General features: G+C 47.8%; 10 protein-coding genes. 2 read left to right on the forward strand and 8 right to left on the reverse strand.

Annotation, left to right across the window (positions count from 1 at the left end; all coding sequences use genetic code 11):
- The 8 genes from OB236_RS04220 to OB236_RS04255 form a co-directional block, all read right to left on the reverse strand.
- A complete protein-coding gene (locus OB236_RS04220; protein WP_262682912.1) occupies positions 1-1,614 on the reverse strand; it encodes a response regulator in 1,614 nt (537 codons plus the stop codon).
- Positions 1,611-3,401 carry a sensor histidine kinase gene (locus OB236_RS04225; RefSeq protein WP_262682913.1) on the reverse strand — a complete coding sequence of 597 codons (1,791 nt, stop codon included), beginning with the start codon at positions 3,399-3,401 and terminating at the stop codon, positions 1,611-1,613. Before OB236_RS04225 ends, OB236_RS04220 begins: the two co-directional genes overlap by 4 nt.
- A 133-nt stretch (positions 3,402-3,534) precedes the next feature.
- On the reverse strand, positions 3,535-4,362 hold the full coding sequence (locus OB236_RS04230) for a carbohydrate ABC transporter permease (protein ID WP_076229352.1): 828 nt from the start codon (positions 4,360-4,362) through the stop codon (positions 3,535-3,537).
- Positions 4,363-4,396: 34 nt separating this feature from the next.
- Positions 4,397-5,269, reverse strand: coding sequence for a carbohydrate ABC transporter permease (locus tag OB236_RS04235; protein WP_262682914.1), 873 nt, complete (start codon positions 5,267-5,269; stop codon positions 4,397-4,399).
- Between the two features lie 90 nt (positions 5,270-5,359).
- Positions 5,360-6,493, reverse strand: a complete 1,134-nt coding sequence (locus OB236_RS04240) for a Gfo/Idh/MocA family protein (protein ID WP_262682915.1) — start codon at positions 6,491-6,493, stop codon at positions 5,360-5,362.
- A gap of 16 nt (positions 6,494-6,509) precedes the next feature.
- Positions 6,510-7,307, reverse strand: coding sequence for a sugar phosphate isomerase/epimerase family protein (locus tag OB236_RS04245; RefSeq protein WP_076229349.1), 798 nt, complete (start codon positions 7,305-7,307; stop codon positions 6,510-6,512).
- 70 nt (positions 7,308-7,377) lie between these two features.
- Positions 7,378-8,694 carry an extracellular solute-binding protein gene (locus tag OB236_RS04250; RefSeq protein WP_262682916.1) on the reverse strand — a complete coding sequence of 439 codons (1,317 nt, stop codon included), beginning with the start codon at positions 8,692-8,694 and terminating at the stop codon, positions 7,378-7,380.
- Positions 8,695-8,889: 195 nt separating this feature from the next.
- On the reverse strand, positions 8,890-10,500 hold the full coding sequence (locus tag OB236_RS04255; RefSeq protein WP_262682917.1) for a gamma-glutamyltransferase family protein: 1,611 nt from the start codon (positions 10,498-10,500) through the stop codon (positions 8,890-8,892).
- 303 nt (positions 10,501-10,803) lie between these two features.
- Here OB236_RS04255 and OB236_RS04260 point away from each other — a divergent pair, with 303 nt between their 5' ends.
- Positions 10,804-11,643, forward strand: a complete 840-nt coding sequence (locus OB236_RS04260; RefSeq protein ID WP_262682918.1) for an SDR family NAD(P)-dependent oxidoreductase — start codon at positions 10,804-10,806, stop codon at positions 11,641-11,643.
- Positions 11,644-11,687: 44 nt separating this feature from the next.
- Positions 11,688-12,662 carry an aldo/keto reductase family protein gene (locus OB236_RS04265; protein WP_262682919.1) on the forward strand — a complete coding sequence of 325 codons (975 nt, stop codon included), beginning with the start codon at positions 11,688-11,690 and terminating at the stop codon, positions 12,660-12,662.
- Positions 12,663-12,768 lie beyond the last annotated feature (106 nt).

Below are 12,768 nucleotides of genomic sequence, written 5' to 3' on the forward strand. Positions count from 1 at the left end.
CTAACGCTTACGCACCACCAAGGTTTCGGGAGAGCCTGATGGCGCTTGCGCAAGCTTCCGGTATTGGGTTGGTGTGATTCCTGTGTATGTTTTGAAAATCGAACAAAAATATTTGTATTCACGATATCCGACTTTTTCGGCAATCTCAAATACGCGCTCCTCTGACTCAACGAGGATGGATTTGGCGTGATTGATACGGACTTCATTCAAATATTCGGCAAATCCTTTGCCAAAATTTTGTTTAAAAATAATACTGAAATAATTCGGTGTAATTTTGAGCCAGGCTGCGACCTCCGAAGCCTTCAAATCCGTGGTGTGCCTGGAATCGATATAGGTGATGACCCGTTCGGTAATCCAGTGATGCTTGCCTTCGAGAGAGGAATGAATAATCGAAAACATCGACCACAGCTCACGACGGAGCAGCGATTCCAATGCCCGACTGGAGTTGTGCACCAGCAGGTCGATTTCATGGGCATTAAATAAATCGGTATGCCGCGATAAATCTATCCCGTTGGTACGCAGCTTACGCTGCAAAATGATGCTCAATTCCTTGATGGCCTGCAAAATTTCCTTTAGCAGATACCCTTGCTCGCGAAGCTCCTGCATAATCCTTTCGATAACATCATCCAATTCCTCATAGCTTCCATAAAAAAGCACTTGCATCAGCTGCTTTTCCAGCTCTAAAGGGGCAAATTGCTGAGGTCTCCTCTTCAGAACCTGTTCCTCATCGTAGAATCTGAAGCTTCCGAAGCCCGGAATCGCATCTAGCTGCAATACCGACATCGCTTCGGTATAACTGGCATACAGCTGCTTCAATGAGGTATAACCCGATGAAATTCCAAAATGCAGACGCGGACAATCCGACATCTGACCTTGTACCTCCGACAAGGCTACAGTCAAATCTACACCGCTTACTTGATGCGCCCCCATGCATAACGTTAACAGCAAATTGGGATGATGAAAGAAGGAGATAACCTCCTGATCGCAGCTCTTTAATGCAGCTGCAACCGCTGCCTCCCATTGACTTCTTGCAGATCGCCGAAGCTCCTCGGAAGCGTGCTCGGCCCAGCCTGCATAATCCGTAATTTGGCTGGCGATAAATCGGAAGGAATGAACATCACGAGATATAAAGGATGGCGTATCCGTATCCTGCTGTATGGTCCCTCCGCCTTGTATGAGCTCGGTGAACCACTTCAACTGGAGCTCCTGCTTGCGCTCATGCGCCTGCTCAGCTTCCAGTACGATTTCCTGACCGATTCTTTGAACCATCGCCATGAGCTCTTCAATGTCGACAGGCTTAAGCAAATAATCCTCGATGCCAAGGCGCAGAGCCCGACGTGCATACTCAAAGTCATCATAACCGCTAAGAATAATGATACGGATATGCGGCATCCGTTCCTTGAGTGTTTTGGCCAGCTCGAGTCCGTCCATTCCGTCCATGTTAATGTCCGTCAATACCAAATCAATCGGCTCCTTGGCTGCGAATTGTAAAGCCTCCAGGCCGTCATAGGCTTCACCCGCTACCTCCACATCGATGGTATCCCAGGCAATGGTCTCTCTCAGCCCTTGACAAATGATCGGCTCGTCATCCACAATCAACATTCTGATGGTCATGCTTCCGCCTCCTGTTCATTCATCCATAGAGGGATTCTTAGCCTTACGCATGCTCCAGCTTCCTGCTGTTGATCAGGTAGCTCGACTCCATATCCACTGCCGTAAACCAGCAAGGTGCGCTCATGAATGTTACAGATTGCATGATCCATTACAGCAGGGTCATCGCTTCTTTCAACAAGCGCCTGACGAATCTGTTCAATTTTATCCTTCGTAAACCCGACCCCTGTATCAAGGACTTCCATGATCATATCTTGTCCATCGCGATAGCAGCGTACATGAATCTGGCCGCCCCGTCGCCTGAACCCGTGCTTAATGCTGTTTTCTACAAGCGGCTGAATCACCTTTTTCAGCAGGACGGCACCCTCAAGCGACGCTTCCATATAGAGACTGAATTGCAGCTTGCTGCCCATCCGCTTCTGCTGCAAATTCAGATAAGAACGAACAAAATCCATCTCTCCAGCCAATGTGGTAAAACGCTTCTCACTGTTCAGACCCATTCGAAAAAATCGCGATAACGTCTCGATGAGCTGGCTCGTCTCGGGCGCCTTCTCCAGTCTGGCTGTCCAGCGGATCATGTCGAGCGTATTATACAGAAAATGCGGGTCCATCTGACTTTGCAGGATGCGCAGCTCTGATTCCTTTTGCCGAATTTCCAGCTTGTACTTGTTATCGATCAATTCCCTCATCGTGGTTACCATGATATTGAATTGCCTGCCGAGCTCCCCAACCTCATCACGGGATCGAATTTCCACCTGTGCGGAAAAATCGCCCTGCTTCAGACGGTGCGTCTCTTTCCTTAAGGCAAGGATCGGTCGGATAATCGTCAGTTCAAAGCCAATTAAAGCAAACAATCCAAAAACGAGGAAAACGAACAGCAATATTTGCAAGGATGCCTTGATCGCCCTTGTTTTTTCAACAATGGTCTTTTCCTTGATCATCGTTACTATGTTCCAGCCTGTCGCTTTCATTTGTTGGTTGAACACCACGTAGGAAATGCCATTTTCCTTCAACGAAAACACTTTGTTAATCGGCTTTGCCACCTTTTGCAGCAAGGCTGCATCGGGATAAGGTTGACCTACCAGCGTCGCATCCAGGTGAAGCTGAACGGTACCGTCAGCACGAACAATAAAAATCGAGCCCTGATCCTTGGGAACAGCATTTGATAATAAGTCTGTTATTTCCGATTCATCCAAACGTACGATGACCTCACCCACCGGACGTGAAGGATTTTCAAAGGAGTTAATGACACGAATCATCGAGACGACTCGTTTGCCGCCAGTCCAACCGCTCTCCAGCGGATAGGAATCCGTCCAGACAATACGACCTTTATTCGCTTTCGCCTGATCAGTCCAATTCGTTTCCAATCCCGTCACAGGCTCACCTATTTGCAGCGCGTTGCCGCCAATCCCCTGTAAGGACATTGATTTAATATATCGTTTTGACATCGTTTGGAAGGCAATAAAGCCTTCAATTGCGGTCCTATCCTTATTGACTTGCTCTCTGTACGCCGGAGTCGCCGGAGTTTCCATGAAATTACGAAAGTTATCCTGATAGATCATATAGTCGGATATATCTTCAACAGCCTTGATTTTTTCAGTCAGATTCAGCTCGATGGTGTTCAGGTTCTTTTCCATGGAGTCTATGAATTGCTGCCTTAATATTTCGTCATACCAGCTCAAGATCACGTAACCTACCAGAATAGAAGGAAGAGTGACCAGCAGCAAAAAGATCGCTACCGACTTCCTTCTTAAGCTGAAATTCCATAATTGCGTTCCGTTAGCTCTCATCTCGATCCTGCTCCCCCTGTCCGCAATACGCTTCCTCTCTACATTAAAGGAAAACCAGGGTTCGATGCTACCTAAATATTAAATCCATGTTATAAATAACCAGTTATGCAGGTAAAACGATCTTTATTGACGATTATCCTTTTACCGCGCCCGCTGTCATGCCTTGTATTAATTGCTTCTCCATCGCCAGGTAAAAGCCGACAAGCGGTACAAGAGCCATCGTTAATGCCGCCATCTGCAGCGTCTGGAAGCGGGTCTCGGTTCCGGCGAAGTTAGCCAATCCCAGAGGCAACGTCTTCAGAGCCGCTTTATTAATCAGAACAAGCGCGAACAAAAATTCATTCCAATTGTAAATAAAGTTAATAATAATGACAGTAGCCAGAGCAGGTCGGGTCATCGGAAGAATGATCGACCAGAATATTCGGTACAATCCAGCTCCGTCCATAATAGCGGATTCCTCAACATCCTTCGGAAATCCTCTCATGAAGCCTGCGAGAATAAAGATCGTAATCGAGAGATGAAAGGCCGTATAAGGAAGAACCAAAGAAAGGTGGGTGTTCAACAATCCGATTTTTTTCATCACGATAAAGATCGGAACGAGCGTAGCGTGAATCGGAATCGTCATCCCTATAATAAACAACCCGTATAGCCATCCGCGCATCCGAAATTCAAATCTGGATAAAAAGTAGGAGGCCAGTGCGCCGAGCAACACCGTCAGCAAAATCGAAGCTGCTGTCACGAGCACGCTGTTCCAGAAATAAGTACCCAGATGGGCAACCTTCCAGGCGCTCGTGTAATTGCTGAAATTCCAAGTCTTAGGCAGTCCCAAGGGATTCGTTGCAAAGTCTGCCTCAGATTTAAAAGAGCTGACGACCATCCAGACGATCGGGAGTATATTGATGGCGGACAATACTGCCAACAGGATATGAATAATTGTTTTTTTGCCAAGTGATGTTTGCATAGCTACTCGCTCCTCCTTCTGCAGCTTGCCTGGATTAATCGTTTCTACGGGTAATTAATTTGGCTGCATATATAGCAATCAGACTGAATATCAGAATCAGAATGGATACGGCGCTTCCAAGCCCAAAGTACATGTTCGAAAATGCATTGGTATACATATAAATGCTCATGACCTCGGTATTATGCGCAGGTCCTCCAGCCGTCATGACATAGATCAGGTCAAATACCCGGAAGCTGTTGCTGATCGAGAAGATGAGCGTTACCCAGATCGTTTCCTTCAGCATCGGGAGCGTAATAAACCACAACCGCGTCCACCCGGTCGCCCCATCCATAACTGCCGCTTCTTTGACCTCTTCCGAAATATTTTGCAAACCAGCCAAAAAGATAACCATAAAAAATCCGTAGTTCTGCCACAAATAAGTGATACTTACCGATAACATGCCCCAACGCGGGCTGCCCAGCCAGTTTTGCTTCCATGAATCCAGACCCGATGAGCTAAGGATACTATTGAGCAAGCCGGATTCCGTTCCGTACACCATGTTCCATACAAGGGAAACGATAACCGCCGATATAATAACCGGAAGAAATAAAACGGAGCGATATAGCTTGAGACCCCTCAACGACCGATTTAACAGCAGCGCGAAAAACAACCCCGCTGGCAATTGTCCCACAATTCCGCTTATCATCATGTAAATATTATTTTGAAACCCTTTCCAGAATATGCTGTCCTTCAAGGCGGTAACATAATTATCGAAGCCTACAAAAGTCATGGAAGACAAGCCATTCCAATCGAAAAATGAATAGTACAATGACATCGCAACCGGAACCAATGCAATGCCGATATAAATAATCAAGGCGGGCAGCATTCCGACAAATATAGTGATTCCCATCCGCTTCGTTACATTCATATTTAGCCTTCCTTCACTCTGAATTTAATGAGAGGATTACCAGGGACGAAGAGCAAGCTCCCCGTTCCCGGCAGGATGAAACGACAAGGCTTACATCCGAATCGCAAGTGACTGCGAGTTCGCGATAATTTCAGCCGCCGTCGTTTCGCGTCCCAGCGTATCCGAGAGGTAAAGCCCCTCGCTGATCAGCATGGTCGCCAGAGCGATATCAGCCGTCGGCAGCAGCTCTACCCTGCCCTGCAGAGCGGCAATCCAGTGCTGCTGTGACGAATCGTACGCATCCTCATTCTCTCTCATTCTGTGCCAACGGATATCCATCCGGTTTAAATCAATCCTGCTGTCCAGATCCATGTCGGCAACCGTTGTATGAAAGCTGAAGTCAGCCGTTTGTTCGGCTGAATGATAGGACGGAAGGCGAATTCCGCCCTTGGACCCAATAATACTGCTTCCTTCTACGCCACCCAAATGGACGGCCCAGGCTTCAAAAATATCCAATGTAAGTCCGCCCTCGAACGTAACGAAGCCGAGAGCCAATTCTTCCACGTCAAACCCGCTGTCCGCTTGTCGCTGCGGGTCCATTTCCATCTCCTGAATCAGCTTGCCGGTTACTCTTTGAACGGAGGTGACACCGAGCAAGTACAACATTTGCGCAATATGATAGACGCCCATGTCCAGCAGCGCTCCGCCGCCTGCACTTTGTTTTCGCGTGAAATTGGAGGTACCAAAGCCATCGACATAGGGTCTGCCCCGACGTCGAAACCCGGATGAGCGCGCATGAAACAGCTTGCCTAATTGCCCGGCGTCGATCAGTGCCTTCGCAGCCTTCGTTTCTTTTTTATACAGCAGGCCTAACTGGATATGCAGCATTTTTCCGCATTCCCTTGCTGCTTCGAGCATCTTTTGACCGTCATAATAAGATCCGGCTATCGGCTTCTCGCAGTACACATGCTTCCCTGCCTGTAGGGCAGCAATAGTCAAAGGAGCATGAAAATTATTGTGAAGACAGACATCAACCGCATCGATATCATCGCGTGCCAGCAGCTTCTTGTAATCGGTATACACATGGGCAATTCCATACTTCTCTGCGACCTGCAGAGCCTCACGCTCATTAATGTCACAGATGGCAACCACTTCAGCACCGTCGATTCCGGCGTAATTATCCAGATGTGCTTTTCCAATAATCCCAACGCCGATAACGCCAATTCTGATCTTTTTCCGTTCCATTGCTTACGCCTCCAGCTTAGCTTGTTAATCCTGCCGATACGAGCACTCTCTTCATGGAGCCGAGCGCCCACCCGAGCTCCGTATAAGGGTTCTGTGGCGCATTGTACTCCACAGCCCAATATCCGGTATAGCCGAGGTTGTTCAGAAGCTTGACCGTTTCTTCCGCTCTTGCCGAACCCACTGTACGTGCATCAAAGTGAGTATGGTTTACCCACGGAGCGACCATCAGATCGCCCTGCTGGTTCCCATCTTCCCAGCGTCCAATATGAAGCAAGATGCCGTAGCCTGGATGGTCTATCTCTTCGGCAATCAGCTTCATCCAGTATGGATTCAATGAAGCACCTGTATGATTCTCAGGACCTACCGTGAATCCGTAGTCGGAAGCAATCTGTGCATATTCCCGAAAACGCCCGACTGTATAATCAAACCGCTCCTCTGTCATGGCGCCCGGGCCCCGGCTCGTATCAATACGGACCGACTTCGCTCCCAGAATATGTGCTGCACGCAGATGCAGCAGCGCATTTTGATGTAATTGTTCTCTGACATCAGGATCGGGGTCCCATAAGTGGGCCCGATCCACAGCCAAATTGGCAACCGTCAGCTGTTTCTCATCCAGCGCTTTTCTTATTTTTCTCAGATAATCTTCGTCTGCCAAAGTCCAAATAGGAACATTGCGGTCACAGAAAAAACCATTCCACAAATCTACTGCATCCAATCCATAACGGAATTTGACGGTTTCGAGATATCCGAAGATGTCCATTTCACCTTCGCTTAACAGCTGATAGAAGGAAAATCCCCCGATTGAGGCTTTCACTGCTATTCCTCCCTACCCAACATGATTCTTAAAGAAGCTGTGCAAGTACTCCCCTATTCACCACGAGCATTTACTTTTTTATTTTTTCAATTGCAGCCTGCATATCCTGAGCAACCTGCTCTGGTGTCTTTTGTCCCATCGTAATGGCTTGCAGGCCATTCTCGATAACATCCTTAACAGGTGCGGGCATCACACTGTCAAATACAAGCGCATCGCCATTTTTCGTCAGCTCCAGCATTTCCTTCAGGTACTTGCTGGTATCTGCAGGCATATCAACTTTGGCCGGAACCACAATTCCTTTGCTCATCAATTCTTGATACAGCTCAGGTGCGTAGAAATATTTCAGGAATTTGAAAGCAGCTTCCTTCTTGGCTCCTTTTAATTCTTTACTGAGCCCGATTCCATATTGAACGACGCCTGCGCTTTTGCCTGCTGTTCCTTTTCCGCCATCAATAGTTGGGAAGAGTGCAACACCTATATTGTCTCCGCCTTCAGGATTGCTGACACGGAATTTGGTATCAATGGTTGAGCTTGTCATGGTGATCGCGGCTTTCTTTTGCAGGAAGTAATCCTGCTGCTGCACTTCATCCATCGTGTTCAAATCGGCGTTGAACGCCTCCAGCTTGTTCAGTTCGTCAAAGACCGTGAGCGATTTAATAAAATCGGGATCTGTAAATTTGGCTTGGCCCTGCTTCACCTTGGTGAGGAATTCCGTTCCTGCAATCCGATCCTCAACAGTCGAGAGAACGGTCGATTGCAATGGCCATCTGTTCTTATTACCGATGCCAATCGGTACCACACCGGATGCTTTCAGCTTTTTCACCAAATCAAGTAATTCCGTATAGGTTTTCGGGAACTGATTGTAGCCAACCTTGGCAAGCATATCCTTATGGTAATAAACAATATCAACAAAGGTCATTTTCGTTGGGATCGCATACTGCTTACCGTCTACGTTATAGCCAGCCAACGCCTGAGCGGGTAAAATGTTTTTCCAGGTATCCATAATCTCATCCAGAGGCATAAGCACCTTGGCATCGATGTACGGGTCCATTTCTATTCCCGGAAATAAGATAAACATATCCGGCATGCTGTTGCCTGCCGCTTCCGTACGCAGCTTGGTTCGATATTGGGCCGAGGGGATATCCTGCGCCTCAATCTTGATATCCGGATTCGCAGCCATAAACTTCTGGATCCGTTCCTTGTACAGCTGGTTGTCAGCATTCGGGCTTGACCAGTTGTACTCCATCGTAAGGGTCACATTTTCCTTTACTGCAGTCCCGGGAGTTGGGGTTGCTTCTTTGGTGTCAGCATTCCCACAAGCTGTAGCAGTAACAAGAGCGGCAGAGGCAACGACTAGTAATGATTTTTGGATGAAAGCATTTTTCATATAATCCCCTCTTTTCATGTTATTTAATTTAACATTCACCTTACAACAATATTATATAATGATGTTATGTGTTAGGGGTATCCAGCCAATTAATATAACATCCAAATTTTTAATGCAGTTATTATAAGCTTAATAATCCATCTTTTCGAAGATACATCCCCTATCCCTTAGAAATAAAACGGATGTTGTCGTCACTCACCACGCAGCTACTTCTCCATCAGCTCTTGGTTCCGTTCCACCTGCCAACACTCCGGTTACCGAATCTCGCCAAATAATCTGCCCCCTGCCAAACATGCCGGAATCGAGTGCCCGCTGCACGATATGACCCCGTCTTGCCAAGGCCTGAGCAATATGATCGGGAAACTGTGGCTCGACTTCGATCACTTTTTCTTTCACCCAACGCCATCTCGGTGCATCCAGAGCCGCCTGTGGATTCAAATGAAAATCAATCGTATTCATCACCAGCTGTACATGTGCCTGAGGCTGTATGGAACCGCACATCACACCAAAGGGTCCAACGGCCATGCCGTCCTTCGTAATAAATCCCGGAATAATCGTATGCCGTGTTTTTTTCGCAGGTTCAAGGACATTATGATGCTCTGGATCGAGCGAAAATCCCGCTCCCCTGTTCTGCATGCATATTCCGGTCCCTGGAATCACAACTCCGGAGCCAAAATCGCCTGAATGGCTCTGAATGAACGATACCATGTTGCCCTCTTCATCCGCAGTGGCCATATAAACAGTTCCACCTTTGGGCGGCTCCCCGGCCAATGGCAATATCGCCTCCGCACCGATTAATTCCCTTCTTTCCCGGGCATAATCGTCGGACAACAGCTGCTGAGTAGTAACCTTCATCTTGGTCGCATCCGTAATATATTTCAGACCGTCCACATACGCCAGCTTTACAGCCTCGATCTGTTTATGATAAGTATCCACCGTATCCTTGGCGTCAAAACCCATTCCTTTGAGAATATTTAATGCCATAAGAGCAACCAGCCCCTGGCCGTTCGGAGGAATTTCCCAGACATCGTAGCCTCTGTAGTTGACCTGGATCGGATCCACCCATTCCGGCTTATACGCGGCCAGATCCTCTTTGGTCAGGAATCCTCCGTGCTTACGGAAAAAACGATCCATCTCTTCAGCCAGTGCCCCTCTATAAAACGATTCCGCCTGCGTTTCCGCGATCGAACGAAGTGTGCGGGCATGTCCCTCGGAACGCCATATTTCTCCGGCATAGGGTGCGCGTCCATTTGCAGCAAAGGTTTCCATCCAAGGATCGTATAGACTGCTGTTCAAAGCGCTGATCGCCTCGAAGCCATGCTTCCAGTATTTCGCAATGGTCGGTGATACCGGGAACCCCTGTTCCGCATATTCGATAGCGGGCTGCAGCACTTCCGCCAGAGGCAACCGGCCGAATCGCTCTGACATCGCCGCCCAAGCTGCTGGCGTTCCCGGAACTGTGACTGGTATCATTCCATAAGTCGGCATAGCGCTGTGTCCAGCCTGCCTGACCTTGTCGACAGTAATCGCCGCTGGAGAAGGGCCGCTTGAATTGAGGCCATGCAGCTTCCCATCCACCCATATCAGAGCAAAGCAATCGCCGCCAATGCTGTTGGAATTGGGTTCAACCACCGTTAAGCAGGCAGCTGTAGCAATTGCGGCATCAATCGCATTCCCGCCTTTTTTCAGTATATCCAATCCTGCTTGTGCAGCTAAGGGCTGTGTCGTCGCGACCATACCTTTTCTGCCATAGGTCACCATTCTTTGAGAAGGGTATGGGTTAAATAACGAATCATAATTCAGCATAGTAGGATTCTCCTTGTTCATTCAAATTGAACATCAGGCCCTCATTGGAACCTGACTGTTCTTAGATGTTAATTATTATGCCACTAATGAATATCTGTCAATGTTAGCTTTATGGAACGAAATGGCTTTTGGACAAGCCAAAAGTGCTGACATCGCAGCTTCATTCTTCGGAATATCCCATCGTGGTTACTTCAAGGTAACTAATTGCATAATAAGTCAGTTCTTAAATAATTTCTTCTAATCCTGTATCATGAGGATCAGGAACGAGCTTTATTAACTTGTTCTTCAAGGAGGTATTCCATTATGGGAGATTCGGACAAGGTAGTCGTCATCACAGGTGCTACGAGAGGAATCGGAAAAAATACAGCCCTTTATTTTGCTGAGCGTGGGTATACCGTTGTGGGAACCGGCAGAAACGAACAGCTTCTGAATGAACTTGATCAGCAGCTGAGGGAGCTGTCACCTCGAAGCCACTGTCTGCATCTGGATGTTCAACAACGCAGTTCTGTGCAAAAAGCAATCGGTCAAATTCGAAATATCGTTAGCAATGTGGATGTGTGGATCAACAACGCTGGCGCGTTTGCCGCTATCGGACCCACATGGGAGGTAGACCCTGAGGTGTGGATCAACGATGTAAGCACCAATCTGTTCGGGGTGTTTCACTGTGTGCAGGGCGCTGTCCCCCTTATGCTTGAACAAGGCGCAGGAAGAATTATTAATGTCGTAGGCGGCGGCACCACTCGGGAGTTTAAATACGGCAATGGCTACGGTACCTCAAAAACGGCTATTGCCCGGTTTACAGAAAATCTGAATGCCGAGCTGCAGGATACAGGAGTGATGGCTTTTGCCTTAGATCCTGGCTTGAACGATACGGATATGACTAAATATCAAAGAGAAACAGAGGCTGGGCAAACCTATTTTCCGCGTATTACCCAGGCCTTTGCGGAGCATAGAGACGCTCCTGCCCACCTAGCTCCGACACTGGCTTATTTGGTGGGTGAAGGCAAGCTGGATGCCTATCAAGGGCGAATTGTTTCTATTCATGAGGATGCGGATAAACTGCAAGAGAAAGCCAATGAGCTGCAAAACGAGGATTACTTCAAGTTAAGGATGAAAAAAATCGAAAATATCGGCCGCCGCTAGTCTTGCTATTGAGCAGGTTGATGGATCAAACAGGAGGAACATACATGAAATATCGGAATTTAGGCAGAAGCGGATTAAAAGTCAGTGAGATTTCGTTGGGGAGCTGGTTAACCTACGGTACCGCGGTGGAGAAGCAGACAGCGATCGATTGTATCAAATACGCTTACGATAACGGCGTTAATTTCTTTGATACAGCCAACGCGTACAACCGCGGTGCTTCGGAAATCGTCGTCGGTGAAGCGCTTAAAGATTATGCACGTGAAAGCTATGTCATTGCGACAAAGCTGTATTTTCCAATGGGTGATGGACCCAACGATAAAGGACTGTCGCGCAAGCATATCGTTGAACAGTGCGAAGCCAGCCTGAAGAGGCTTGGAGCGGATTATATCGACTTGTATCAATGCCACCGGTTCGATCCGGAGGTGCCGTTAGAGGAAACGCTGCGCGCTCTGGACGATTTGGTCAGTCAGGGAAAGGTCCTCTATGCCGGAGTGAGCGAATGGTCAGCGGCACAGATTACTGATGCGGTCCATATAGGCAAAAGGTTGAACCTTAGACCGTTAATTTCAAACCAGCCTATCTATAACATGCTTGTCCGTTATATTGAGAAAGAAGTGCTGCCAACCTCCGTCAAAGAAGGCTTGGGACAAATCGTGTTTTCTCCACTGGCACAAGGCATATTGAGCGGCAAATACAAGGCAGGCCAGCCGATTCCATCCGAAAGCCGCGCGGCCAACAGCGATATCAACCGCTGGATCAGCAGCTATTTGCAGGACGATGTTCTTGGGTGCGTTGGCAAGCTGGATGTCATCGCCAAAGATCAGGGATTAACCTTGTCGCAGCTCGCAATCGCCTGGATATTAAGACAGCCGGGTGTCAGCTCAGCGATTGTGGGAGCCAGCCGATTAACGCAAATCGAAGAAAATATCCAAGCAAGCGGCGTTACCTTGTCTCCTGATGTGGTACAGGCCATCGATGCCGTTCTGGACGAAATTAACGGTTTCGTGCCTATCTGGTAGAAAGTAGTAAAAAACTCGTCTTGAGCCGATGAAGCCAAAGACGAGTTTTTTTTCGTTATTTAAGAATATAAATATTCCAGAAAATGAAACAAATGTAGGACTTGCT

This window comes from Paenibacillus baimaensis, assembly GCF_025567575.1.